Genomic DNA, 24,723 nt, shown 5'->3' with positions numbered 1-24,723 from the left:
GCCGGCGGTCACGGGGTGAAGGTCCAGCCGTTCAGCGTGCCGCTGTCGAAGCGGTAGACGTCCTGCACCCGCAGGGTCCAGGTGCCGTTGGCGGGCTTGCCCGAGGCGTCGACGGTGTAGGTCTCGACCACGTCGTCACCGGAGTCCCAGCCGGCGTTCTTCAGCCGGGTGGTGGTGCCGTCCGGGGCGATCAGGTCGATCACCAGGTCACCCCGGTAGCTGTGCGTGATGTCCACGGCCACCGTCGCGGTGCTCGACGCCGCACGGTCGCAGCCGCTCACGGTGACCGGGCTCGTCACGGCCGCACCGCCGTCGGGAATGTCCACAGCGGACTCGCTGCTGACGGCCGAGCACTCGCCGGGCTCGGGCTCCGGCTCCGGTTCCGTGGTGGTCGTGCCCGTGTGGAGCAGGACGTTCGGCGAACCGCTGCCCGGGTTGCTCACCACACCGGGAGTGCCAGCGTCCACCAGGGCGTCACGCACCTGCTGCGGCGAGGCGCCCGGATTTGCGGCCAGGTACAGGGCGGCGGCACCGGCGACGTGCGGGCTGGCCATGGACGTCCCGCTGATCGTGTTCTCGCTCGTGTCGCTGTCGATCCAGGCGGAGGTGATGTCGCTGCCCGGCGCGAAGATGTCGACGCAGGAGCCGATGTTGGAGAAGCCGGACCGGGCGTCCGTGCTCGTCGTGGAGCCGACCGTGATGGCCTCGGCCGTGCGGGCGGGAGAGGAGCCGCAGGCGTCGGCACCGTACTCGTTGCCCGCCGCGAGGGCGTAGGTGACGCCGGACGCGATGGACGCGCGCACCGCGTCGTCCACCGCCGCCGACGCCGAGCCACCGAGGCTCATGTTCGCGACCGCGGGCTTCGCGGCGTTCTCGGTGACCCACTCGATGCCGGCGATCACGCCGTCGTAGCTGCCCGAGCCGGCGCAGTCGAGCACCCGGACACCAACGAGCGAGACGCCCTTCGCGACGCCGTAGTCACTGCCACCGACCGTCCCCGCGACATGTGTGCCGTGCCCGTTGCAGTCGGTGGCGTCGGCGTCGTCGTCCACGAAGTCGTAGCCCGACGACGCACGGCCGCCGAAGTCCTCGTGCGAGGTCCGGATGCCCGTGTCGATGATGTAGGCCGTGACGTTCGAGGCCTCGGTGGCGTAGCTGTAGGTGTCGTCCAGCGGCAGGTCGCGCTGGTCGATACGGTCCAGACCCCACGACGGCGGATCGGTCTGGTCCGCGGTGGCCGTCACCCTGCGGTTCTGCTCCACGTACGCGACCGCCGGGTCCGCCGCGGCGCGCTTGGCCGCCGCCTCGGTCATGGTCGCCGAGAAACCGTTGAGCACCCGGGAGAACCGGTGTTTCACCTCGCCCCCGAAGTCGGCGGCGGCCGCCTGAACCCCGTCTTCGAGCACGACGATGTAGCTGTTCTCGATGGCTCCCGGCGCATCGGCACCCAGGATGACGCCCTCGGGCTCGGCCGCCGACGCGGCGCCCGACGCCCCCAGCAGCACGGCCGTCACCACGGCTGCCGTCCCGGCTGCCGCCCTCACTCCACGTGTTCCGCCCTCGCGTTGACGCACGGTCCGTCCCCTTTCAGCAGGGTGTTCGGGTTTCGAACGCCAGCGAGAGTAGCGGGGGAAAATCACCGGCCCGTTTCCCGGAAAATGCGGAAAAACCGGGCCACTGGGCCGTTTTCCGCAATCGCTGCGGCCGGGCGGCCGAGTCGCGACCGCGCGGGGAGAACGAACAGTCACCGCGACGCCGGAATTCCGTTGCCTCACCGCACAAAGAACACCCGAACGGACGCCGCCGGAAGTCTGCGACGAAAGTGGGAAAGCCGACCGGTCAGGCCAGACCGTTGTCGCGGAGGAAGTCGTCGGCGATATCCGCGGGATTGCGTTTGCGCTCGGTGAACTCGACGCCCAGCTCGGTCAGCTTCTCCGTCGTCAGGGCAGCGGACACGGCGTCGAGCGCCCGCGTTTCGGCCGGCGACAGCGCGCCGGTCGCCACCAGCGGCACGATGTTCTGAGCCGGGAACATGTTCCGGTCGTCCTCCAGCGCCACGAACCCGTTGCTGCGGATGGTCGACGACGTGCTGAACAGGTCGGCCACCTGGACCTCACCGGACCGCAGGGCCTCGACGGTGACGGGCCCGCCGGTGTCGGTGGTGCGGATCTCGGCGAACTCACAGCCGTACAGCTCGCGAATGCGTTCCTTCCACCGATCGGCCCACTGACCGGGACCGCCGAAGACGAGGTCACGGCAGTGCGGTGCCAGGTCCGAGATGGTCCGGACCCCCTGCTCGGCGAGCTCGCGGCGGACCACGAGCATGTCGGTGTTCTCGGCGGGCGCCTGATCGAGCACCTCGAGCCCGTCCGGCAGCACGGTACGCAGCTGCGTGTAGACCTCGGACGGCGTCGTGGCCCCGGTGCCTGGGTCGAAGTACCGCAGCAGGTTGCCGCTGTAGTCGGGCGCCAGCGTGAGCGACTGGTCCTGCAGCGCCTGGACGAGCACCTCCCGGCCGCCGACCGGCGGGCGCACGGTGACGTCGGTGGCGCCGGCATGCCGCAGCGCACCCGCGTAGATCTCGGCAAGCAGGAGGCTTTCGCCCACATCGGACGCGCCGATGACGATCTCGCCAGCCGGCCCGCCCTCGGCACCGCCGCGCAACGGGTTGCCACACGCGGTGGCCAGCAAGGCCAGCACCGCGCACAGTGCCGCCAGCCGCCCCGCGACGTGGCTGGCCCGCGTGACTCGCGGGCTCGTGGTGACGTCACCGCTCATGCGGCCTCCTCCGTCGCCGGGATTCTGCTCGCTCGCGCGAGCCGCACACCACGGGGCACGACCGCCCGCTGCGCCCCGGCGAGACCGAGGTCGAGGACGACCGCGAGCGCCGCGGTGAGCACCGCACCGGCCACCACCTCGCCGTAGTCGAGAATGGCCAGTCCGTCGAGCAGGTACCGGCCGAGGCCGCCGAGCCCGACGTACGCCGCGACCGCGGCGGTGGCGACGAGCTGCAACACGGCATTGCGCACGCCGCCGAGCAACAGTGGCAGTGCGATCGGCACCTCCACCTGCCAGAGCCGGTGCAGGCCGCGCATGCCCATACCCTCCGCGGCGTCCACGACATTGCGGTCGACCGCCTGGACGCCCGCGTAGGTCCCCGCGAGGATCGGCGGGATCGCGAGCACGACGAGCCCGATGATCGCGGCCACCGTGCTGTCGGTGAACACGAGGAACAGCAACGTCACCAGGCCCAGCGTCGGCAGCGCACGCACCGCGTTGCCCAGGCCGACCAGCACCACGCCGCCGCGTCCGGTGTGCCCGACGAACAGCCCGATCGGCACGGCGATCACCCCCGCGATCCCCAAAGACAGCGCCACGTACCCGAGATGCTGGAGCACGCGGGCCGGAACGCCGTCCGGGCCGCTCCAGTTCGCGGCGTCGCCGAACCAGTCGAGAATCTCCGGGATCACGTGGTCACCTCCCGCTCCGGCCGGGCCGCCGACGCCGTGCGGTCCCACGGCGTCAGGATCCGGCGCAGCAGAACGAGCAGCAGATCCACGACGAGGGCGAGCGCGAGCGTCAGCACGACCCCGACCACGATCGGCGCGGCGTACTCTCGCTGGAAGCCGTCGGTGAACAGCACGCCGAGCCCGCCGATGCCGATGAGCGCACCGACGCTGACCAGGCTGATGTTGCTCACCGCCGCCACGCGCACGCCGGCCGCGAGCACCGGCACGGCGAGCGGCAGCTCGACACCGAGGAACCGGCGCGCCGGGCGGTAGCCCATCGCGGTCGCGGAGGCCGTCACGTGCGGTGGCACGGCGTCCAGCGCGTCGAGCACCGGGCGGATGAGCAGCGCGGTCGTGTAGAGCGTGAGCGCGACGACGACGTTGAGACTGTCGAGGATCTTGGTGCCGATGATGCCGGGGATCACCACGAACAACGCCAGCGACGGCACCGTGTAGACGAGGTTCGCGAGCACGAGCAGCGCACCGCGAGCCCTGCGCCAGGTCCGGCCGATCCACCCGGCACCGACGGCGAGGACGACGCCGAGCACGACCGGTACGAGCGCGAGGTAGCAGTGTTCGGCCAGGCCGGTCAGGATCTGCTCACGCGTGTTCGCGCTGCCGAGATAGGCGCCGAGCTCGTCGAGGAAACTCATGTCGCCGCCACGCCCTCGGGATGCCGTTCGATCACGTCGAGCACCTGGCTCGCGGTGACGACACCGAGCGCCCTGCCCTCGTCGTCGACCACCACGCCGAGACTCGCCGGCGACGACAGCGCCGCGTCGAGGGCGCCGCGGATCGGTGTTCCCCGGCGGTACAGCGACCCTCCGGCGAGGAGGTCCGATTCGGCCAGTGGCCCGTCCACTCCGGACTCGGGCGCGAGCCAGCCGCGCGGCTCGCCCCTGTCATTGACGGCGAGCCGCCAGTGGGGTGCCGCCACCAGCCCGGTCTCCCCGAGCCGCACGGTCGGGACCTCTTCCACCCGGACGTCCTCCGCGGACAGGAACGACAGCCCGCGGTAGCCACGGTCGCGGCCGACGAACCCGGCCACGAAGTCGTCCACCGGATGGCGCAGGACCTCCGACGGCGTGCCGTACTGCGCGAGCTTGCCGCCGACCCGCAACACAGCGACCCGGTCGCCGAGCCGCATGGCCTCGTCGATGTCGTGGGTGACGAACACGATCGTCTTGCCGAGCTGGGACTGCAGGCGCAGCAGCTCGTCCTGCAACCCTTCGCGCACCACCGGGTCGACAGCCGAGAACGGCTCGTCCATGAGCAGCACCGGCGGATCCGCCGCCAGCGCGCGGGCGACCCCGACCCGCTGCTGTTGTCCGCCGGAGAGCTGGGCGGGATACCGCGTGCCGAGTTCGGCGGGCAGGCCGACGGTGTCGAGCAGCTCCTCGGCTCGGGCCAAGGCTTTCCGGCGGTCCCATCCGGACAGCATCGGCACGGTCGCGATGTTGCTCAGCACCGTCCGATGTGGAAAGAGACCGGCGTGCTGGATGACGTAGCCGATGCCTCGCCGCAACAGAGCGGGGTCGGCGTCCCGAACATCGGCACCGTTCACCAGAACCGTTCCGGACGTCGGCTCGACCATCCGGTTCACCATGCGCAACGACGTCGTCTTGCCGCACCCGGACGGGCCGACGAGCACCGTGATGGTGCCGTCCTCGACGGTCAGGCTCAGCTCGTCGACGGCCACCGTGCCGTCGGGATAGGCCTTCGTCACCTCGCGGAACTCGATTGCCATGGCTGCTCCCCTCGTCCGCTTCGCCGACGGTAGCGGAGATCACCCGGAGGGGCGCGGATTTCCCGGCATGCGGGCCGGCCGGCCGAAATCCGTGTGCGGCGGGCCGGTGGTCTGGTGTGTGATCGCGACCATGGGGATTGTGCTGGGCAACCCGGGTACCGACGGGCTGGGCGCGGCCGTGGGCGTGCTGCGGGAGTGGCAGGACGACGGGCCGCCGCAACTGCACCCCGGGGACCTGGGCTGGTTCTGGCGGTTCGGGGCGGAGGCGACGGCCGCGGCGGTCCGGACCTGGAGCCGGGACGGGCGGATTCTCGCCGTCGGGCTGCTGGACAGCCCCGAGCTGCTGCGGCTGGCGATCGCGCCGGACGCTCGGCGGCACCAGGAGCTGGCGCGTCGGCTCGTCGCCGACCTCACCGAGCCGGAGCGCGGCGTCCTGACCCACGGCACGGCGTCCGTCGAAGCGCCGAGCGACGCAGTGGTCCACGATCTGCTGGCCGAGCACGGCTGGAACGCCGGCGACCCGTGGACGCCCCTGCGCCGCGATCTCGCGGAGCCGGTGCGGGACCCGGGGGTGCGGGTCGAGGTGGCCGGTCCGGAGCTGGCGCAGCTGCGGGCCGCCGTGCAGCGGGCGGCGTTCGAGGGATCGACGTTCACGGCCGAGCGCCGGCACGCGATGTCGGCCGGACTGCCCTACGCCGACGCCCGCTGTCTGGTCGCGTTCGACGAGCGGGGCAACGCCGTGGCGGCGGTGACAGTGTGGTCGGCCGGCCCGGGCAGGCCCGGGCTGCTCGAACCGATGGGTGTGCACCGGGACCATCGGGGGCACGGCTACGGCACGGCGATCAGCCTCGCCGCGGCCGCGGCACTCCGGGAGCTGGGCTCGTCGAGCGCCATCGTCTGCACCCCGAGCTCCAATGCCGCCGCCGTCGCCACCTACACGTCGGCCGGCTTCCAGCGACTGCCCGAGATCCGGGACCGGCACCGGGACGCCTGCCTCCCGCCCCGCCCGAACGACCCGCCCGCGCGTGGCGACTGACCGGGCACACGCGGGGCGAGCCGGGCGCTCCCCCGGCGGCGGCTCGGCCCGCACCCGTCTCCCCGGAGCCGGACCCGGCATACCGCTACGAGAGCACCCGCGGGTGCGGCAACGTGCAGCCCGGCTTGGCCATGTCCAGCCGCGACCCTGCCGTGAGGCATGCCGGGAGCATCGTGGTGCGCTGGCCGTAGCGGCGGCCCTCCTCCACGCGCACCGTGCCGTCCTCGGCGACCTCGCACGGGTTGTTCGCCGTGCATCGTTCGCCGCTGTCGTTGCCGGTGCCGTGGACGCCGACGATCGTCGTGCCGTCGTCGAGGACGAGCGGCGAGCCAGAGGCGCCGTGGGTCGTGCCGCAGGCGGCGTCGTAGCGATACGAGTCGTCCTGTTGGTAGCCGTCCTCGCGCAGGTGCGGGATCAGGGCATCGATCGTGCAGGCGTAACGGTCACCGGTGCCGGCGGAGACGATGCCGACGCGCGTGCCGGGGCGCGCGGGCGTGGTGGCCAGTTCGAAGACCTTCGCGCCTTCGTCGCCGAGCTGGGCGTAGGTCTTGTCGAGGCGGAACAGGGCCACGTCGGTGCCGGTCATCGTCGCGTAGACAAGGCGAGTCGTGTGGGCGGTGGTCTGGGGGTAGCCCTGGTGGTCCCCGATGCTGACGGGCACGCTCATCGGGAGGTCCGCGACGGCCTTGCCGGGCGCGGGCGGTTGCGGGACGCAGTGGCCGTTCGTGAGGAGCAGCGCGGGGTCCGACGGCGACGCCGACGCGGTGCGCACGACGGACGCGGAGCAGCCACCGAGCGCAACGGCACCTTCCAGGTCGGGGACGGGGCTCTCCGGCGGCACAGCGGACCCGTCCAGCACACCCGCGATCCAGTCCGCGTAGTGGTGTACATCGGTGTAGACCACGGGCTGGTCGTCGCCATTGCTCCCGCTCACGGTTCCCACGATGGTCCAGCTCTCGCCGGTGCGGACGAGCGCGGGGCCCCCGGAGTCCATGTTGGTCGCGGCGACGCTGCCGTCCTCGCTGCCGATGCACAGATCGCGATCTGCGGCGATTCCGCTGCGCTCGCACAGCTTCGCAGGCTGGATCTCCGTGTCGGCTTCACGCAGGTGGTCCGGGAAGCAGCGCGGCTGCATCTGCCCGCAGGTCATGCCCCAGCCGACGATGCGGATCGGCGTGTGGTCGGCGGGCCGGGCCACGGGCAGGGCGGCCGGGATGGCGTCGACGGGGGTTTCGAGGTGCAGCAGGGCGATGTCGCCCTCGCGGACGGGATCGGCGGAGTAGGCGTAGAACGTGTCGACGGCGGCGACCTGGCCGCCGGAGGTGGTACTGACCGAGCCGATGCGCACCGTCCAGTCTCGTGGCGTGCCGACCTGAGCGCCGCTCGGGTTGCGCGTGCAGTGGCCTGCGGTCAGCGCCCACTGCGGTGCGATGAGCGTGACGCCGCAGACGTGGCCGTCGGAACGTGGTGAGTCGGGACGCTGGAGCGAGCCGGCGAAGGAGTACGGCCGCGGTGACTCGGTACCGCCGCGGATGGCCAGTGCCGGGCTCGCGCCCGCGACGGCCGCGACCACCGCGAAGCACGCGATGAGCACTTTCCTGTGTATACGCATGGAGGTAAGCGTCGTGGCGCCGTGTGCGCGCACGGTCCGCGTTGTGTAACAGCTCCGTACTACTGCCGCCGACCCCAGGGCTGCGAATCCGATGGCTGTGGCTGTGACACAACCATGACATCGCACGCACGCCGCCAGGACATCGCGCGGCGAGGCTTGCTGAAGTGGTAACGAAGACGCCGCCGCACGCGGCAACGAGATCCTCGCGGCAACAGGCCATCCACCTGCGCAAGAGCGCCTTCGCGTGCCTGCTCGCGCTCGGCGTGTGCTACGTGCTGTTCGTCTGGACCACCGGTGGCCGGGTGCTCGACGAATGGATCGGTTTATCGACGTCCGATGTCGCCGTTCAGCCGAACCGGTCGGGATTCGCACAAGCCGTGCTGGCCTGGTCGGGTGATCCGCTGGTGCTGGCCGGTCTCCTGGTCGTCGTGGCACTGGTCGGCGCGGTGAGCGGCCGACTCGGGCCCGGCTTGCTCGGCATCGCCATCGTCGGCGGGTCGGTGGTCGGCGCACGGCTGCTCAAGCTGATTCTGATCCGGCCCGACCTCGGCATCGAGGCTTCGACAACGCACAACAGTTTCCCCAGCGGGCACGTCGCCGCCGCGGCCGGTCTCGTCCTCGCCGCCCTGTACGCCATGCCCACCCGCGCCCGCTGGTGGTGCGCGATACCCGGGGCGGTCGCAGTGTCCACAGTGGGCGCGGCCACCGTGGCCGTCGGCTGGCATCGGCCGAGCGATGTACTCGGCGGCGTTCTGACGGCCACCGCGCTGTGCCTGCTGACGGCGGCCTGCTCGCATGCGTGGGCGTGTCGGTCACTACCCGGAGAGCACTGTGATACCCAAAGGTATGTCTCGGATCCTGTTGATCGAGGACGACCCGGCCGTCCGAGAAGGTCTCGAACTGGCGCTGAGCAGACAGGGACACGGCGTGCACGCGGCAGAGTCCGGTGAGCGGGGACTGGAACGGCTACGCGCGGAAACGCCCGACGTCGTCGTGCTCGACCTCATGCTTCCCGGCATGGACGGTTTCGAGGTCTGTCGCAGGATCGGCGCCATCGGCGACATACCGATCATCATGCTCACCGCTCGCGGCGACGACATGGACGTGGTGGCCGGGCTGGAAGCCGGCGCCGACGACTATGTGATCAAGCCCGTGCAGCCCAGAGTGCTCGAAGCCCGGATCCGGGCGGTGCTGCGGCGCGGCGTCAGACAGCAGGCCGACGCGGAGCGGCACGGGGACCTGACCATCGACCGGTCGAGTCTGGTGATCAGCAAGCGCGGGAGCACCGTCGAGCTCACCCCGACCGAACTGCGTCTGTTGCTGGAACTGTCCGCCAACCCCGGCCGCGTACACAGCCGGCAGCAGCTGCTGGAGTCCGTGTGGGACTACGGGTATCTCGGCGATTCCCGCCTCGTGGACGCCTGTGTGCAGCGGCTGCGTGCCAAACTCGAGGACGACCCTGCATCGCCGGTCTACGTGCAGACCGTGCGGGGCTTCGGTTACCGGTTCGGACCGTTGTGAGGCGGTGGCTCCGGTGCGGCGACCGCTCTCTCGGGTTGCGTGCCCGGTTGCTGCTCGCGTTCGTGCTGCTGTCCGCCGTCACGGCGGCAGGCGTCGCGGGCGGCATCTACGTGCAGGCCCGCGACACCATCCTGCAGAGCGCCCAGGACAGCGCCGTGGAAGAGCTGAAGAGCCGCCTCTCGACCGTCTACCCGCTGCCGGGCAACCCAGGGCGGACGGAGCTCGCCGACATCGCGGCCGCCGTCAGTGACCGCGACAGCGCGGCGGTCGCGACCTACCGGGGGCTCCGCTCCGGCGACGACATCGAGGCGGCCGACATCCCCGAGGACCTGCGGCGGGCCGTCCACGGCGGCGACATCGCCTGGCAGCGGGTGGTGCGGTACGGCGTTCCCGGCCTGATCGTCGGCACACCCCTGCTGATCGTCCACCCGGACGGCACCACCACGGCCTCCGGCATCGAGGTCTACACCACCCGTAGTCTCGTCCCCCAGGAACGCAGCATCGACCAGCTCGCCACGACCGCGTGGACCCTCGCCGGTGGCGCGCTGGCCCTCGCGATACTCCTGGCGTTGGTGGCCGCGCGCAGTGTGCTGCGTCCCGCGCGCGAACTCGATCAGGCGGCGCGGCGACTGGGTGCGGGTCGGCTGCAGACCAGGATCGCCGTCCGCGGCTCCGATGAGCTGGCCGGCGTCGCGCGCACGTTCAACAACACCGCCGCCGAGCTGGAACGGCATGTCGAGCAGCTCACGGCGATGGAGGCCGACGCTCGCCGGTTCGTGGCCGATGTGTCCCACGAACTGCGCACGCCTCTGGCCGCGCTGACCGCCGTCGCCGATGTGCTCGACGAGGAGGCGGCGCAGATGTCCGGGGACGCGGGCCGTGCCGCCCGGCTGGTCAGCAGTGAGACGCGGAACCTGTCGAGGCTGGTGGACGACCTGCTCGAGATCAGCAGGTTCGACTCCGGTGTCGCGTCCCTCGCACTCGACGAGATCGACGTGACCCGGCTGGTTCAGGCGAGTCTGCGGACCAGGGGCTGGCTGGAGCTGGTCGACGCCGACCTGCCGGCCACGATCCGAGCGCACCTCGATCCGCGACGGATGGACGTCGTCGTCGCCAACCTGGTCGGCAACGCGCTCAAACACGGCGAGCCGCCGGTGTCGGTTCGCCTGCACGCCGACGACGACTGGCTGACCCTCGTCGTCCGCGATCATGGACCCGGCCTCGACCCGTCGGTGTTGCCCCACGTGTTCGACCGCTTCTACAAGGCGGACGCGGCCAGGACCCGATCCGACGGCAGCGGGCTCGGCCTCGCCATCGCGCGGGAGAATGCACGGCTGCATCACGACGGCGGGCGGCAGGGCGACCTCACGGCCGCCAACGCGCCCGACGGTGGCGCCGTATTCAGCCTGCGGCTGCCGAGGCGCGCCGGCACGGCGGGCAAGGAGGACGGATGAGCAAACACCACGCGCGGGGCACGGCGGCGGTCCTGTTGCTGTTCGCCGCCGGCTGCGGCGTCCAGCCCACGGGGGTCATCACCGGGGCCTCACCGCCGAGCGGTGCGGCCCTGGAGAGTGCCGCCGTCATCGTGTACCTCCTCCGGAACGGCGAACTCGCCGCCACACCGCGCGACGCGGAGCCACGGTCTCGCGCGGACACCCTCGCGTTGCTGGCGAACGGCCCGACCGACGAGGAGCGCGCCCGCGGGCTCACCAGCGAGGTTCCGGGCAGCGCGGCGCCGTTCTCGGTGTCGGCCGGACCGGCCGGGACGGTCGTGACCGTCTCCCGCTCCGTCGACGCGCTGTCGGACACGGCGATCGGACAGATCGTCTGCACCGCGGGTGGACCGGGCGAGTACGTCACGGTGCGCGGTGACGGGCGATCTCGCGGACCGCTCTCCTGTCCCGTCACCGGCTAGCGACCTCGCGCCCGGATCCGATGTGGACAGTCTGGCGATCACACGACGTACGAGCGGTCCATGAGGTCCGTCATGGCCTGGTGAAAGTCACGGCGCCGTTGCTCGCTCCAGCCGGTGGTCAACCGGTCGAAGACCTGTTCCTGCCAGTGATGGGCCTGGGCCAGCATGGTCTCTCCCGCCGAGGTGATCGACGCCTGGCGCCGGCGCCGGTCTGCCTCCGACGCCCGCATGGTCAGGTATCCCGCGTCCACCGCACTCTTGATCAGCCGCGAGGCTCCGCTCTGGTCGATACCGATCTCCTGGGCGACGGCGTTGACCGTCGCCGCGATCCCTCGCGTGGTCAACGCCTGGACAGCCTCCGTGACGAGCACGAGCCGACCGTGCTCGGCGACCGCGTGATCGCCGACCGGCGATCTGCGCGCCCAGTGGCGGACGAAGGCGAACAGGGTCTGGCCCGGTCCCGGATTGCTCATTCGGTCGCCGCCATCTCCCGGCAGATGCGGGCCAGCTCCAGCGCCGACGTCAGGTCGGGCAGCCGGAGCGCGGCGGTGACCTTCTCGCCGTGTACCCGGAAGACCGTCGCCACCCGGGTCGACCGCCGGCTCCCGGGCCAGCTCGCGTCCTCCTCGACGACCATGAGCCGGTCACCGACCGGGTGCCACGAGCGAGGGATCAGCGTGATCCCCGAGCGCTTCACCCACTCCGCGAACTGCTCGGGCGTGATCGCGCCGGCACCCTTCGGGCCCAGAACGACGATCGGATCGCCGACAGCCTTCGCCGAACGAACCAGGTCGCCGGCGTTCACGCTGTCGTGCCACTGATTGATCGCTCCCACGAGCGCGGAATCCATACCGCGATTCTATGCGAAACGCATACATCCGGGTAGTCGGGCTGCCCGTCCTCTCCTGGCACCACCAACCGGAGACGCTGCGCGTCACAATTACTCTTCTGACGTGGAATCGGTGACCCAGGTGTTCGGAGTGCCGGCGTCGCCGTTGCGGCGGGCGATCGCGCTGCTGAGCGACGGCTGGCAGGAGTTCGACGACCTGGTGCGCGACCTCGCGGCGCCCCGGCGCAGCGTCGAGGAGCTGCTCACCGCACTCGGCGGCGACCTCGAACGCGACGGCACAGCCGTGCGGCTGTGCAAGGACGCGATCCCCGGATACCGCGAGCTCGCGGGCCGCCCGGCCGACGCAGGGCCGGAGTTCACCGAGACCGTGGCGCGCTACCTCGCCGACGTACCGCCGCCGCTGCCCGCGCTCGACCACGTCCAGGCCACGACGGACACCGTCGTCCGCCGCGCCCGCTGGCTCGACGAGCACTTCGACCTCCGCAGCGCCCGGCTGACGTTCGTCGGCGACCACGACCTCACCTCACTCGCCGTCCGCGCGCTGCGGCCCGAGGCCAACCTCACCGTCATCGACGTCGACGACCGGATCCTCGAGTACATCGACCGGCACAGCGACCGGACCATCCACACCGTCCACGCGGACCTGCGCTTCGGCCTGCCCCTCGCCGTCACCGGCAAAGCCGACGTCGTGTTCAGCGACCCGCCCTACACACCCGAGGGCATGGGCCTCTTCGCCGCCCGCGGCCTCGACTGCCTCGCCGACCCGCCGAACGGCCGCCTCGTCCTCGCCTACGGCTACAGCCCACGGCATCCCGCACTCGGCCACCAGGCGCAGCGCGCGTTGCTGGCACTGGGCCTGACCTTCGAGGCCATCGTGCCCGGCTTCCACCGCTACACGGGCGCGCAGGCCATCGGCAGCGCGGCCGACCTGTACGTCTGCCAACCCACCGCCAAGGCGAAAAAAGTCCGCAAGGGCAAGCAGACCATCTACACGCACGGTCCCCAGTCGGTCGAAGCACGCGACACCCCGCCCGCGCTGCGCGACGCGCTGGTCGCCATCGCGGGCGAGACCGGACTCGACGTCGACCTCCGCACCGTGGACTGGACCAAGCCGGCGAGTGTTCCGCGAGGCACCGCCGTGGCCGTCGACCTCTCGGGCGACCCCGGTCCGTGGCTGCTGCGCACGCTCCTGGCCGTGAACGCCGACCGCGTCGCCGTGCTGGTGCCCAACGCGCACCCGGACCTCGCCGACGCCGAGGCACAGCGCGCCCTGAGCACGCTGCTGGCCCCGAAGTACCGGCTACGGCTGCTGCGCAGCACCCCGGACAACACCCACGCCGTCGTCGTGGCCACCGCGGTGCCCGCCGCCGACACGACGACGGCCGTGCACGCGGTGCTGACCCGCGCGCACGGCCGCCTCGGCAACCTGTGGCCCTCCGCCCCGGACGACATCGCGGACCTGCGGCTGATCGATCTGCCGAGGCACCGCATCGCCGAGGCGGGCGAGCGTCTGGCCGGAGCCTGACGCTCGCCCGGCCCGTCAGTCCGCTGTCACCCCGTCCTCCGCGGCGGCCTTGGCCACGGCGTTGGCGACCTCGACCGCGACCCGCGGGTCGAGCGGGCTCGGCACGATGTGGTCGGGGGCCAGGTGGTCGGCGGCCACCGAGGCGATGGCCTCGGCCGCCGCGAGCTTCATGTTCTCGGTGATCGCCCGCGCACCGGCGTCCAGTGCCCCGCGGAACACGCCGGGGAACGCCAGCACGTTGTTGATCTGGTTCGGGAAGTCACTGCGACCGGTCGCGACCACCGACGCGTACTTGGCGGCGATGTCCGGGTGCACCTCGGGGTCCGGGTTGGACAGCGCGAACACGATCGAGTCCGGCGCCATCGACGCGAGCAGGCTCTCGTCGATGGTGGCGCTCGACAGGCCGATGAAGACGTCGGCGCCGCTGAGGGCGTCGGCGAGGCCACCGCGCAGGCCCGTGGTGTTGGTGGTGAGGGCCAGCTGCTCCTTCACCGGGTTCAGGTTGTCCCGGCCGGAGTGGATGATGCCCTTCGAGTCGAGCACCGTCACGTCGCCGGCACCGGCCGCCTGCAGGATCTTCGCGCACGCGACACCCGCCGCGCCCGCACCGGAGATCACCACCCGCTGCTCGGCGATCGACTTGTCCAGCACCATGTTCGCGCCGCGCAGCGCGGCCAGCACGACGATGGCCGTGCCGTGCTGGTCGTCGTGCATCACCGGGCAGTCCAGCGCCGCCTTGAGCTTCTCCTCCAGCTCGAAGCAGCGTGGCGCCGAGACGTCCTCCAGGTTGACCGCGCCGAACGACGGCCGCAGCCGCACGAGCGTCTCGACGATCTCGTCGACGTCGGTGGTGTCCAGGACGAGCGGGATCGAGTCCAGGCCGGCGAAGGTCTTGAACAGGACCGACTTGCCCTCCATCACCGGCAGCGAGGCACGCGCGCCGATGTCACCGAGACCGAGTACCGCGGTGCCGTCGCTGACCACCGCGACGAGCCGATCGGTCCATGTGTAGCGCTTCGCGAGGGTGACGTCCTCGGCGATCGCGCGGCTGACCTTGGCTACACCGGGGGTGTAGGCGATGGACAGGTCACGCGCCTGCGTGATGGGTCGGGTGGCGGACACGGAGAGCTTGCCGCCCTCGTGACCGCCGAAGATGTCGTCGTCGCTCACCTGAGCTTGGGACACGTCATTCTCCAGGGCTGAAAAGCAAGGGGCTGCCCGACCGGCATCCCCAATGGTGTTGGGCTCCTCGTTCCCGGCTGCCCGGCGCGGTAGCGCCTTACACCGGCGAGGCGTCCGTCTAGGCCCGTGGTCAGGCGTTGCCGCGGACGCGGCGGTTCGACCAGTGTGACACCACGGGAATGAGGTCGCTGTCCGGGTGCGGCTGAGATCACAGACTCCGCCGCCTTTCCGCTGGTCACGGCGCTGCTAGCAAGACGACCGTCCGGCTTGGGAAGCCAGGACTAAGCTCCCGCGGTATGGATGTGCGCGAGCTGGCCGTGCCGAACGCCTTCGAGTTCACCCCGCCCGTGTTCCCGGACCAGCGTGGACTGTTCGTGGCCCCGTTCCAGGAGGCGGCGTTCACCAAGGCGGTCGGTCATCCGCTCACCGTCGCGCAGACCAACCACAGCGTGTCCCGGCGCGGGACCATCCGCGGCATCCACTTCGCCGACACCCCGCCGGGCCAGGCCAAGTACGTCTACTGCCCGCGCGGTGCGTTGCTCGACGTGATCGTCGACCTGCGCGTGGGCTCGCCCACCTTCGGCACCTGGGATGCCGTCCGGCTGGACTCCGCGGACTACCGCGCCGTGTACCTGGCCGAGGGGCTCGGGCACGCGTTCCTGGCCCTCGAGGACGACACGGTCATGGGGTACCTGTGCTCGACGCCGTACAACCCGCCCGCCGAGCACGGCCTCACCCCGTTCGACCCGGCGCTGCGGCTTCCCTGGCCGGACGGCGAGGAGTTCGTGCTCTCCGACAAGGACCGGTCGGCGCCCACGCTGGCCGAGGCCGAGGCGGCCGGTCTCCTGCCGCGCTACGACGACTGCCTGGCCCGCTACGAGCAGCTCCGCGCCGCCACGCGGTAGCCGGCCGAGCGCGGACGTCACCCGCGCCGGATGTCCTCGGCCAGCACGCGCTCGATGTTGCGCTCGGCGAGCGCGGTGATGGTGACGAACGGGTTCACCCCGGTGCTGCCGGGGATCAGCGAGCCGTCGGTGACGTACAGGTTCGGGTAGCCATGCACGCGGCCGTAGAGGTCGGTCGCCGTGCCCAGCGCCAGCCCGCCCAGCGGGTGGTAGGTGAACCGGTTCTCGAACACGCGCGTGTCGCCGAAGAGGTCGTGCCGGTAGATGGTGCCGTTGGCCCGGTTGATGCGGTCGAAGTGCGCCTTCGCCGCCCGGATCGACGGCTCGCCCTGGCCGGCCGTCCAGTGCAGCCGGGCCGAGTCGGTGGCCGCGTCGTAGGTGAAGTGCCCGCGCTCGGGATTCCTCGTGATGGCCAGGTACAGGCTCACCCACAGTTCCACGCCCGCGGGCATGGGCGCGATCTCGGCGAACACGGGGTGCTCGGGGTCGTCCCAGGCGTCGATGCCGAGCGCGGGCATGCCCGACTGGGTGATGCCGGTGAGATCCCACGCGTGATTGGCGCGGCCGAGCATCACGTTGCCGTTGGGACCCCACCCGCGGCCGATCTCCTCGCCGAGGTCCGGCAGCGTCCCGGTGTCGCGGGCGCGCAGGAGCAGCTCGGTGGAGCCAAGGCTGCCCGCGCCCAGGAACAGGTACCGCGTGCCGAGCTGCCTGCGGGCCACGACGTTGCCCGCCTGGTCGAGCTCGTTCACCGTGAGCCAGTAGGTGCCGTCGCCCGCGCGCCGGATCTCGCGGACCTCGCGCAAGGTCCGGATCGTCACGTTGCCCGTGCCGAGTGCGGCCGCGAGGTAGGTCCGGTCCAGCGAGCGCTTGCCGTGGTTGTTGCCGAAGATGACCTCCGAGGCCAGCGCCGAGCGCGGCACCTCACCGGCCTCCTCGCGCCGCATGTAGTCGAAGTCGTACACGCTGGGCACGAACGTGGTGCGGTATCCGGCCTTGTGCGCGTGCCTGCGGGACAGTCGTGCGTACCGGTACGAGTCGCACGTCTCGAACCAGCCGGGGTCCACGCTGTTGACCCCCAGCGCGGCGTTCGCGCGCGGGAAGTAGACGCCGTACATCTCGTCGGCGTCCACCTCGGGCAGGATCTCCTCGAAGTACCACCGCTTCGGCGTCACGGCCATCGCGCCGTTCACCAGTGAGCCACCGCCGACCCCGCGTCCGACGTACACGGACATGTCGCCGTGGTCGACCCGGTCGAGCACGCCGGCGTAGCGCTCGATGCGGCGGTTGATGTCGAGCCACAGGAACGACGCGAGCGGCATCTCCGTGCGGTCCTTGAGCCACATCGAGCGGCGGTCCGGCGAGAGCATCGGTGAGAACGTCCTGCCGTCCTCGGCAGGCGTATCCCACAGCTGGCCCATCTCGAGCATGAGCGTGGGGACACCGGCCTGGCCGAGCCGCAGCGCCGTCACCGCGGCGCCGTAGCCGGTGCCGACGACCACGGCCGGGGAGAACGCGCCGTCGGATTCGGCGGCCGTGGCCGGACGGGTGGCGATGGTCGTGAGTCCGAGTGCCGCCGCGGAGTTCAGCGCGGCGAGGCCGAGGAAGTGCCTGCGGGAGACGGGTGCCATGGCGGGATGCTGTCGGGCGACCGCGCACGCGCACAAGATCAAACGTGAGTAAAACTCACATCAGCAGGGTGAACGGTGTTCATTTTCACTCGGCAGGGCTAACGCGGCCGCGTCGCCTCGCGCGCCCTGGAGCGGCCACGCCGGCGGCTATATTCGCAGGCGTGGACCAGCACGCGCTCCTGCTCCTGCGCCACGGCCAGACGGAGTGGTCCGCGGCCGGCAGGCACACCGGCCGGACGGATCTCCCCCTCACCGCCGTCGGCGAGCGGCAGGCACACGCCTCGGGGCGCACCTACGCGCTCATGGACCGCGACACCCCACCCGTGCTGGTGCTGAGCAGCCCGCGCCGGCGAGCGCTGCGCACGGCCGAACTCGCAGGCCTGGCCGTGGACGAGGCCACCGAGGACCTCGCCGAGTGGGACTACGGCGACTACGAGGGCCGCACGACCGACGAGATCCGCCAGGAGGTACCGGGCTGGACGATCTGGTCGCACCCGGTACCCCACGGGGAGAGCGTCGCGCAGGTCGGCTCCCGGGCGGACAAGGTGCTCGAGCGCATCCGGCCCGCCCTCGCGGACGGCGACGTCGTGCTCGTCGGCCACGGCCACTTCAGCCGCGTCCTGATCGCGCGCTGGCTCGGTCTGGAGGCCTCCGGGGGCGTGCATTTCAAGTTCGATCCGGCGAGCATCACCGTGCTCGGCCACGAGCGGGGTGAGCCGCAGATCCTGCACCTCAACGTCCCCGCCTGACCCGAAAGAGGCGCCCATCTTGGACAACCGCATCCGCCGCGTCCGCGAGACCGACGTCGACACCGTCGTGCGGCTCGTGCACGACCTGGCCGCTTACGAGAAGGCACCCGACGAGTGCCACCTCACGTCCGAGCAGCTGCACGCGGCACTGTTCGGCGAGAACCCCGCGCTGTTCGGCCACGTGGCCGAGGTGGACGGCGAGGTCGTCGGCTTCGCGCTGTGGTTCCTCAACTTCTCGACCTGGCGCGGCGTGCACGGGATCTATCTGGAGGACCTCTACGTCCGGCCCGAACTCCGCGGCTCCGGCCTCGGCAAGGCGCTGCTGGCCGCCCTCGCGCAGGAGTGCACCGACCGCGGCTACGCGCGGCTGGAGTGGTGGGTGCTCAACTGGAACCCCGCGATCGGCTTCTACAAGGCCCTGGGAGCGCGGCCGATGGACGAGTGGACGGTCTACCGGCTCACCGACGACGCACTGCGCGAGCTGGCCGCCGAGGCGGGCTGAGCGTCACTTCTCGTCCTGTTCCCGCTCGGCGGCACGTCCCTCCAGGCCGCCGCGGCGGGAGGCCTCCTCCTCGGTCTCGCCCTCGCGCTGGCCCAGCGCCCATGCCCGGGAGGGCCTGCGGAACAGCAGGACCACCACGGCCGCGCCCGCGATCATGATCGGCACGCCGAACCCCGCCTGATCGGACGGACCCGTGGCGTACCAGCCGATCCCGATCAGCAGCAGGCCGACCACGAGCGACGGCGAGCGCGCCCACGTCTTGCCGAGCAGCAACCCCGTCGCGCACGCGAGCACGCCCAGGCCGAGCACGACGTAGTAGGCCACCTCGGCGTAAATGTTGTTGCCCGACATCGGCTCGCTGGCGGCATGTTCGACGGCCAGGACCACGCCGATGGCGATCAGGGCGAACCCGGGCAGCGCGGTGAGCACGCCCGCGTAGCGGACTTCCCTGGGAGCGGGCGAGATCTTGTCGGCGAGCGCCACCGGCCGGGCCTTCCCTCAAAGTGACCGTGAGTGAACGGTTTCGATGGTATGCCACCCGGTCGGCCGTTTTCGGATGCCCGCCGTCGGCGCAAAGATCGGGGTGTCGTCGATGAGCGGGCGGTCGGCCCGGGGTGCAACTCGTCACGGCGGTGTCATCGTTCGGATCGGAGGAACGGAGGGCAGCGACCGGGATCAGCACGGAGACGGACTGTGCAGCACTCTGAGCACGTGACGAGGCTCGCAGGGATTGGCCCCCGCGGCCTTGCCGAGTACGCCGCTACCTGACCTACTCTGCGGTAGTGCGCGCAGTTCTCGTCGTGAATCCGCAGGCCACAGCCACCACACCGGGTGGTCGCGACGTGCTTGCGCACGCGCTGGCCAGCCAGGTCAAGCTCGATGTGGTCGAGACCGAACACCGCGGGCACGCGATGGCGGTCGCCCGCGCGGCCGCGCGCGACCAGGTCGATCTGGTCGTCGCGCACGGCGGCGACGGCACGGTGAACGAGGTCGTCAACGGGCTGCTCGCCGACAGCGCCGGCAGCGCCGACAGCGCCGGCAGCGAGAGCCGGCCGGGGGGCTACCGGCAGGCTCCGATGCTGGGCGTCGTGCCGGGTGGTTCGGCGAACGTGTTCGCGCGTGCCCTCGGCCTGCCGAGCGACCCCGTGGAGGCGACCTACCGCCTGCTGCATGCCCTCGAGCAGGGCAGCGCACGTCAGGTGGGACTCGGCCTCGCGGACCACCGGTGGTTCACGTTCAACGCGGGCATGGGCTGGGACGCCGACGTGGTGGCCGGGGTGGAGAAGCGGCGGGGCAAGCGCACCAGTCCGTCGCTCTACGCACGCACCGCAGTCTCGTGTTACCTGCGCCCGCCCCAGGGCAGGCCGGCGCTCACCGTGCACGTGCCCGGCGAGGAACCCGCCGAGGTCCGGACGGCCTTCGTCTCCAACACCGATCCGTGGAGCTACCTCGGCACCCGTCCGGTGCACCTCAACACGGACTGCTCGTTCGACACGGGGCTCGGCCTGTTCGCCCTGCGGGCACTCGGGCCGGTCACCGTACTCCGGCACCTCTACCAGGCCTTGAAGACCCGCAGCAGACACCGCGGGAAGCAGCTGGTGCGCCGCGACGACCTCTCGCTGATCTGCGTGACGGCCGAGGTGCCCGTCAACTTGCAGGTTGACGGAGATCTGGTCGGGCAGCGCACCCGGGTGGAGTTCCGGAGCGTGCCAGGCGCGCTCACCGTCGCGATATGACTGGTCGCTGACGGTGAACAGCAGTGAGCTGATCACCTCCGGCAAACTGCGTGTTGCCGTTCAGCGACGGAGAAGCTCCACTCGCCGCATGGTTCCACCTCACAGTGGCGCCCGCTCGGCGCAAAGCCGCAGGTCAGGCCGGTGACATGGCCAGGTGAGCTGACTCACCGATCCGCGGAAAACACTTGTCGAACTCGGTGACTCGTGAAAGCATTCACAAGCACCCCAAGAAACGACCGCCATGACGACTGTGGCGTGGGAACCCCCGCGCCATTAAAAGGAGCTCACGAAATGGACTGGCGCCACCGCGCGGCCTGCCGAGACGAGGACCCCGAACTGTTCTTCCCCGTGGGAACCAGTGGTCCCGCCCTGTCGCAGATCACCGCGGCGAAGGCCGTGTGCCACCGCTGCACCGTTGCCTCCGACTGCCTGGCCTGGGCACTGGCCAGTGGCCAGGACGCCGGCGTGTGGGGCGGCATGAGCGAGGACGAGCGGCGCGCGCTCAAGCGTCGCCGTTCGCAGATCGGCACACGCAGCAACTTCTGACAGCCGCAGGCATCACCTGCCTTTTGCCCGGAATGCGATAAGGCACATCTGGGGCCGAGGCAAAAGGTTTGAGGGCCGGCATCCGATTCGGGTGCCGGCCCTCAAGCGTGCGGTCGTCGGACCAGTTGCCGCATTCCGCGGATCCGCGCGAACAAGGCCGAGAGAACATCGTCACCGCAATAGGTGACACCGACCACGCATATGCCCGGCCCGTAGGCGATTGCCGCCGGTATCCCTACGGATGTCCAAGACCGCGTCGGCGCGGAAAGCTCACATACGGCGGTTCAGCGGCACGCGCAGCGCGGCCTCCGTGCCACCGCTGCGAACCCCGCGCAGCGACAGCGAGCCGCGCAGCTCGGACTCCACGAGCGTGCGCGCGATCTGCAGACCGAGGCCGTCCGCGCGTTCCAGCGAGAAGCCCGACGGCAGTCCACGCCCGTCGTCGCGGATCAGGATGTCCAACCAGCCGGCGGAGCGCTTGACCACGAGCGAGACCTCACCCGGCCGGCCCGGCGCGAACGCGTGCTCGACGGCGTTCTGCACGAGCTCGGCCACCACCATCACCAGCGGCGTCGCGATCTCGGCTACCACCACCCCGAACGAGCCGGAGCGGGTGAGCTTCACCTGCGACTCGGCAGTCGCGACCTCACCGACCATCGGCAGCACGTTGTCGAGCAGTTTGTCGAGGTCCACGCGCTCGTCGACCGACATCGACAGCGCCTCGTGCACCATCGCGATCGAGGCCACCCGCCGCACCGACTCGCCGAGCGCCAGCCGGGCCTCCCTGCTTTGCGTGCGCCGCGACTGCAGGCGCAGCAGCGCCGCCACGGTCTGCAGGTTGTTCTTGACCCGGTGGTGGATCTCGCGGATCGTGGCGTCCTTCGACATCAGCGCGCGGTCACGCCGCTTGACCTCGGTGACGTCCCGCGCCAGCACCAGCGCGCCGGCCGGGCGGCCGGCGGGCCGCAGCGGCAACGCCCGGAACAGCACGACTGCTCCGCGTCGCGACTCGGCCTCGGTGCGGCTGCTGGGCTTGCCGTCGAGCGCGTCGAGGATGCGATGCGAGACCTCTGTGGCGTCGAACGGGTCGCGGATCAGCGACCTGGTCAGCGGGGCCAGCCGGGCGCCGATGAGGTCCGACTCGTAGCCCATGCGGTGGTAGGCCGACTGGCCGTTCGGGCTGGCGAACACGACGGTGCCGCTCTGGTCGAGCCGGATCAGGCCGTCTCCGACCCGTGGGCTCGTGTGGACGTCCGTGCCACTGTCCGGGCTGGGAAACGTGCCGTCGGCGATCATCTGGCACAGGTCGGCGGCGCTGCCCAGGTAGGCGATCTCCAGTGGGCTGGGCACGCGGGGCGACGCCAGGTTGGTGTCGCGGCTGAGGACCGCGATGGCCCGGTCGCCGAAGCGCACCGGAACGGCCTCCCGCCGCATCGGGAGGTCGCGGTACCAGTGCGGCTCCTCCTCACGGCACAGGCGCAGCTCGCGGGCCGCCCTGGCCAACTGCGGGTGCTCCTCGGTGGTGAACCGGGTTCCCACCACGTCCTCGGGATGCGCGGTCGGCCCGGTCGTCGGGCGCACCTGCGCCACGCAGACGAAGTCGCCGTCGCCGTCCTCCACCGGGACCCACATGAGGAAGTCCGCGAAGGAGAGGTCGGCCAGCAGCTGCCATTCGGCGACGACCAGTTGCAGATGATCGACCGCCTCACCGGGCAGACCGGTGTTGTCGGCGAGCAGCTCGGCAAGCGTGGACATCGGTTATCGACCACCGCACATCGTCAATCGGGCCCGGCGAGCCCGCTCGGCCCGCCCGAGGCAATACAACCAGAGGACACGGCACGCAGCCCACCTGTAGCGGGCAGCGTCACGCCTGCATGACACACTAGGACTCAGCCAGTCATGGAGGAGTGAACATGTCGAAGCGTGCTCGTAAGCGCCGCGACCGGAAGAAGAACGGCGCGAACCACGGCAAGAAGCCCAACGCCTGACGACCCGGCGTAGGTGGACATGCACCGGCCCCGGTGCCGGAAGGCGCCGGGGCCGTGTCGTGTCCGGGGACAGATCCCCGTGCGTCAGTCGGTGGTCTCCTTGACCTGCTCCACGGTCAGCTCGCTCTCGGCGAACCGCAGGCCACCGCGCTCCTCCACGGTCTTGCGGATCGACGCCCGCAGCCGGTTCTTGAGGTCGGCAGGCGCATGGTCCCCGCCGCACTTGCGGTGGAGCAGCTGCTTGATCTGCTCATCGATGCCGTACTCCTCGAGGCACGGCGGGCAGTCCTCGATGTGCTTGCGCAGCTGCGCGTCGCGCTCGGGAGTGCACTCCTTGTCCAGCAGCAAGTAGATCTCGGCGAGCGCCTCGTCACAGTGGACCTTGTCGTCCTGCTGGGACTTGCCGGAGCCGTCCAGTGTGCTCATCGGCCGGCCACCTCCTGCTCCGTGGAGCGGATGAAACCGCGTTCCCTGGCGACGTCGGCGAGCAGGTTCCGCAGCTGACTACGGCCGCGGTGCAGTCGCGACATCACCGTGCCGATCGGTGTGTCCATGATGTCCGCGATTTCCTTGTACGCGAAACCCTCGACATCGGCAAGATAGACGGCCAGCCGGAAATCCTCCGGCAACTGCTGGAGCGCCGCCTTCACGTCGGTGTCGGGCAGCTTGTCCATGGCCTCCACCTCGGCGGAGCGCAAACCGCTCGACGTGTGGCTCTCGGCCTGCGCGAGCTGCCAGTCGGTGATCTCCTCCGTCGGCTGCTGGACGGGCTGACGCTGCCGCTTGCGGTAGCCGTTGATGTAGGTGTTGGTCAGGATGCGATACATCCAGGCCTTGAGGTTCGTGCCCTTCTTGAACGACGAGAACGCCGCGTACGCCTTGAGGTACGTCTCCTGGACCAGGTCCTCCGCGTCGGCGGGGTTGCGCGTCATCCGCAGCGCGGCCGAGTAGAGCTGGTCGAGAAGCGGCATGGCGTCGCGCTCGAAGCGCTCGATCCGCTCCTGTTCGTGTTCCTGCTCCGGGTGGTCCACGGCCTCGGGGGCCGCGGGCTCGGCAGAGTTCTGCGTGCTCGGCAAACCGTTCCCTTCCAGATCGGCGTTGTAACGCCGGCTTGGAGTACCCGCTGCCGACGGCACATATGTCCCGTCCGAGGATACGCGGGTTCTGGCTGCGCTTCTGGTCAGAATCATCGGCACATCCCGTGCAACGCCGACGACCGATCACGCATTCCTGCCTCGCGCCGCGACGAGGTGCCCGGCAGGCACCCGTATCTTCTTGTGCCATGGCCGGCAAGGGAACGCCCGCGACCGCGCTGCTGGGCAAGCAGAAAGTCGCTCACACCGTGCACACCTACGAGCACGATCCGCGGCACGAGTCCTACGGGCTCGAAGCAGCCGAGGCACTCGGCGTCGAGCCGGAACGGGTGTTCAAGACGCTGGTCGCCGAGGTCGACGGCAAGCTCACGGTCGGTGTCGTTCCCGTTACCGCCCAGCTGCACCTCAAGGCGCTGGCCGCCGCCGTGGGCGGCAAGAAGGCCAGGATGGCCGACGCGGCCGACGCGCAGCGAGCCACCGGCTACGTGCTCGGCGGCATCTCGCCGCTCGGCCAGCGCTCCCGGCTGCCGATGGTGGTGGACGTCTCGGCCGAACGATTCGACACGATCCTGTGCTCGGGCGGACGGCGTGGCCTGGAGATCGAGCTCGCGCCCACCGACCTCGTGCGGCTCACCGGCGCGGTGACGGCCGAGATCGCCGCCTGAGCGCTCCCCA

The 24,723-nt window shown here is 70.9% G+C and carries 27 protein-coding genes; 13 read left to right on the top strand and 14 right to left on the bottom strand.

Annotated elements, in window-relative coordinates; translation table 11 throughout:
• Window positions 1-8: 8 nt before the first annotated feature.
• The 5 genes from ACFSZT_RS11375 to ACFSZT_RS11355 all read right to left on the bottom strand — a co-directional run bounded on the left by ACFSZT_RS11375 (window position 9) and on the right by ACFSZT_RS11355 (window position 5,256).
• Complete coding sequence (locus ACFSZT_RS11375) at window positions 9-1,544, bottom strand: S8 family serine peptidase (protein WP_377384532.1); 1,536 nt, start codon at window positions 1,542-1,544, stop codon at window positions 9-11.
• 295 nt (window positions 1,545-1,839) lie between these two features.
• A complete protein-coding gene (locus ACFSZT_RS11370) occupies window positions 1,840-2,718 on the bottom strand; it encodes an ABC transporter substrate-binding protein (protein ID WP_449301428.1) in 879 nt (292 codons plus the stop codon).
• Between the two features lie 56 nt (window positions 2,719-2,774).
• On the bottom strand, window positions 2,775-3,470 hold the full coding sequence (locus tag ACFSZT_RS11365; protein ID WP_377384528.1) for an ABC transporter permease: 696 nt from the start codon (window positions 3,468-3,470) through the stop codon (window positions 2,775-2,777).
• Window positions 3,467-4,162: an ABC transporter permease gene (locus ACFSZT_RS11360; RefSeq protein ID WP_377384526.1), complete on the bottom strand. Its 696-nt coding sequence runs from the start codon at window positions 4,160-4,162 to the stop codon at window positions 3,467-3,469. Before ACFSZT_RS11360 ends, ACFSZT_RS11365 begins: the two co-directional genes overlap by 4 nt.
• Entirely contained in the window at window positions 4,159-5,256 is a 1,098-nt protein-coding gene (locus ACFSZT_RS11355; protein ID WP_377384524.1) for an ABC transporter ATP-binding protein, read from the bottom strand. Before ACFSZT_RS11355 ends, ACFSZT_RS11360 begins: the two co-directional genes overlap by 4 nt.
• A 130-nt stretch (window positions 5,257-5,386) precedes the next feature.
• On the opposite strand from ACFSZT_RS11355, the gene ACFSZT_RS11350 reads away from it, so the two are divergent.
• Complete coding sequence (locus ACFSZT_RS11350) at window positions 5,387-6,292, top strand: GNAT family N-acetyltransferase (protein ID WP_377384522.1); 906 nt, start codon at window positions 5,387-5,389, stop codon at window positions 6,290-6,292.
• Window positions 6,293-6,377: 85 nt separating this feature from the next.
• Here the strand turns inward: ACFSZT_RS11350 and ACFSZT_RS11345 are convergent, their stop codons facing one another.
• Window positions 6,378-7,904 (bottom strand): trypsin-like serine protease, encoded by a 1,527-nt coding sequence (locus ACFSZT_RS11345; RefSeq protein ID WP_377384520.1) that lies wholly within the window; start codon window positions 7,902-7,904, stop codon window positions 6,378-6,380.
• A 164-nt stretch (window positions 7,905-8,068) separates the two neighbouring features.
• Here ACFSZT_RS11345 and ACFSZT_RS11340 point away from each other — a divergent pair, with 164 nt between their 5' ends.
• From ACFSZT_RS11340 to ACFSZT_RS11325, 4 genes are read left to right on the top strand one after another with little or no spacing between them, the layout of a single operon-like run.
• On the top strand, window positions 8,069-8,854 hold the full coding sequence (locus ACFSZT_RS11340; RefSeq protein ID WP_377384518.1) for a phosphatase PAP2 family protein: 786 nt from the start codon (window positions 8,069-8,071) through the stop codon (window positions 8,852-8,854).
• A complete protein-coding gene (locus tag ACFSZT_RS11335; protein WP_377384517.1) occupies window positions 8,751-9,425 on the top strand; it encodes a response regulator in 675 nt (224 codons plus the stop codon). Before ACFSZT_RS11340 ends, ACFSZT_RS11335 begins: the two co-directional genes overlap by 104 nt.
• A 47-nt stretch (window positions 9,426-9,472) precedes the next feature.
• Window positions 9,473-10,879 (top strand): ATP-binding protein, encoded by a 1,407-nt coding sequence (locus ACFSZT_RS11330; RefSeq protein WP_377384516.1) that lies wholly within the window; start codon window positions 9,473-9,475, stop codon window positions 10,877-10,879.
• Complete coding sequence (locus ACFSZT_RS11325; RefSeq protein ID WP_377384514.1) at window positions 10,876-11,340, top strand: hypothetical protein; 465 nt, start codon at window positions 10,876-10,878, stop codon at window positions 11,338-11,340. Before ACFSZT_RS11330 ends, ACFSZT_RS11325 begins: the two co-directional genes overlap by 4 nt.
• 38 nt (window positions 11,341-11,378) lie before the next feature.
• Here the strand turns inward: ACFSZT_RS11325 and ACFSZT_RS11320 are convergent, their stop codons facing one another.
• Together ACFSZT_RS11320 and ACFSZT_RS11315 are read right to left on the bottom strand one after the other, a co-directional pair.
• Entirely contained in the window at window positions 11,379-11,813 is a 435-nt protein-coding gene (locus ACFSZT_RS11320) for a MarR family winged helix-turn-helix transcriptional regulator (RefSeq protein WP_377384512.1), read from the bottom strand.
• Window positions 11,810-12,190 carry a hypothetical protein gene (locus tag ACFSZT_RS11315; protein ID WP_377384511.1) on the bottom strand — a complete coding sequence of 127 codons (381 nt, stop codon included), beginning with the start codon at window positions 12,188-12,190 and terminating at the stop codon, window positions 11,810-11,812. The genes ACFSZT_RS11320 and ACFSZT_RS11315 overlap by 4 nt, the downstream gene beginning before the upstream one ends.
• 103 nt (window positions 12,191-12,293) lie before the next feature.
• On the opposite strand from ACFSZT_RS11315, the gene ACFSZT_RS11310 reads away from it, so the two are divergent.
• A complete protein-coding gene (locus ACFSZT_RS11310) occupies window positions 12,294-13,715 on the top strand; it encodes a bis-aminopropyl spermidine synthase family protein (protein WP_377384509.1) in 1,422 nt (473 codons plus the stop codon).
• A 15-nt stretch (window positions 13,716-13,730) separates the two neighbouring features.
• Here ACFSZT_RS11310 and ACFSZT_RS11305 read toward each other — a convergent pair whose 3' ends face one another.
• Window positions 13,731-14,900: an NAD(P)-dependent malic enzyme gene (locus tag ACFSZT_RS11305; RefSeq protein WP_377384507.1), complete on the bottom strand. Its 1,170-nt coding sequence runs from the start codon at window positions 14,898-14,900 to the stop codon at window positions 13,731-13,733.
• A 293-nt stretch (window positions 14,901-15,193) separates the two neighbouring features.
• Between ACFSZT_RS11305 and ACFSZT_RS11300 the strand changes: the two genes are divergently transcribed.
• Entirely contained in the window at window positions 15,194-15,802 is a 609-nt protein-coding gene (locus ACFSZT_RS11300) for a dTDP-4-dehydrorhamnose 3,5-epimerase family protein (RefSeq protein ID WP_377384505.1), read from the top strand.
• Between the two features lie 17 nt (window positions 15,803-15,819).
• On the opposite strand, the gene ACFSZT_RS11295 is transcribed toward ACFSZT_RS11300, so the two are convergent.
• Window positions 15,820-17,433: a GMC oxidoreductase gene (locus ACFSZT_RS11295; RefSeq protein WP_377384504.1), complete on the bottom strand. Its 1,614-nt coding sequence runs from the start codon at window positions 17,431-17,433 to the stop codon at window positions 15,820-15,822.
• Window positions 17,434-17,594: 161 nt separating this feature from the next.
• On the opposite strand from ACFSZT_RS11295, the gene ACFSZT_RS11290 reads away from it, so the two are divergent.
• Window positions 17,595-18,182 (top strand): acid phosphatase, encoded by a 588-nt coding sequence (locus ACFSZT_RS11290; RefSeq protein ID WP_377384502.1) that lies wholly within the window; start codon window positions 17,595-17,597, stop codon window positions 18,180-18,182.
• Between the two features lie 19 nt (window positions 18,183-18,201).
• Window positions 18,202-18,684 carry a GNAT family N-acetyltransferase gene (locus ACFSZT_RS11285; protein WP_377384500.1) on the top strand — a complete coding sequence of 161 codons (483 nt, stop codon included), beginning with the start codon at window positions 18,202-18,204 and terminating at the stop codon, window positions 18,682-18,684.
• A gap of 3 nt (window positions 18,685-18,687) precedes the next feature.
• Here the strand turns inward: ACFSZT_RS11285 and ACFSZT_RS11280 are convergent, their stop codons facing one another.
• Window positions 18,688-19,167 (bottom strand): hypothetical protein, encoded by a 480-nt coding sequence (locus ACFSZT_RS11280; RefSeq protein WP_377384498.1) that lies wholly within the window; start codon window positions 19,165-19,167, stop codon window positions 18,688-18,690.
• Window positions 19,168-19,466: 299 nt separating this feature from the next.
• Between ACFSZT_RS11280 and ACFSZT_RS11275 the strand changes: the two genes are divergently transcribed.
• Window positions 19,467-20,420 (top strand): diacylglycerol/lipid kinase family protein, encoded by a 954-nt coding sequence (locus ACFSZT_RS11275; RefSeq protein ID WP_377384497.1) that lies wholly within the window; start codon window positions 19,467-19,469, stop codon window positions 20,418-20,420.
• Window positions 20,421-20,711: 291 nt separating this feature from the next.
• Window positions 20,712-20,966, top strand: coding sequence for a WhiB family transcriptional regulator (locus ACFSZT_RS11270; protein WP_377384495.1), 255 nt, complete (start codon window positions 20,712-20,714; stop codon window positions 20,964-20,966).
• Window positions 20,967-21,236: 270 nt separating this feature from the next.
• Here the strand turns inward: ACFSZT_RS11270 and ACFSZT_RS11265 are convergent, their stop codons facing one another.
• A complete protein-coding gene (locus ACFSZT_RS11265; RefSeq protein WP_377384493.1) occupies window positions 21,237-22,721 on the bottom strand; it encodes a sensor histidine kinase in 1,485 nt (494 codons plus the stop codon).
• 158 nt (window positions 22,722-22,879) lie between these two features.
• On the opposite strand from ACFSZT_RS11265, the gene ACFSZT_RS11260 reads away from it, so the two are divergent.
• Complete coding sequence (locus ACFSZT_RS11260) at window positions 22,880-22,954, top strand: 50S ribosomal protein bL37 (protein WP_098515123.1); 75 nt, start codon at window positions 22,880-22,882, stop codon at window positions 22,952-22,954.
• A gap of 84 nt (window positions 22,955-23,038) precedes the next feature.
• On the opposite strand, the gene rsrA is transcribed toward ACFSZT_RS11260, so the two are convergent.
• Both rsrA and ACFSZT_RS11250 read right to left on the bottom strand, forming a co-directional pair.
• Entirely contained in the window at window positions 23,039-23,380 is a 342-nt protein-coding gene (gene rsrA / locus ACFSZT_RS11255; protein WP_377384491.1) for a mycothiol system anti-sigma-R factor, read from the bottom strand.
• A complete protein-coding gene (locus ACFSZT_RS11250; protein WP_377384489.1) occupies window positions 23,377-24,030 on the bottom strand; it encodes a sigma-70 family RNA polymerase sigma factor in 654 nt (217 codons plus the stop codon). The genes rsrA and ACFSZT_RS11250 overlap by 4 nt, the downstream gene beginning before the upstream one ends.
• A 206-nt stretch (window positions 24,031-24,236) precedes the next feature.
• Between ACFSZT_RS11250 and ybaK the strand changes: the two genes are divergently transcribed.
• Window positions 24,237-24,713 carry a Cys-tRNA(Pro) deacylase gene (gene ybaK / locus ACFSZT_RS11245; protein ID WP_377384487.1) on the top strand — a complete coding sequence of 159 codons (477 nt, stop codon included), beginning with the start codon at window positions 24,237-24,239 and terminating at the stop codon, window positions 24,711-24,713.
• The last annotated feature ends 10 nt before the right edge of the window (window positions 24,714-24,723 follow it).

Origin of the sequence: Prauserella oleivorans (genome assembly GCF_042685745.1) — a bacterium.
GTDB classification, from domain to species: Bacteria; Actinomycetota; Actinomycetes; order Mycobacteriales; family Pseudonocardiaceae; genus Prauserella_A; species Prauserella_A oleivorans.
This window is presented reverse-complemented; position numbering and strand designations above follow the sequence as displayed.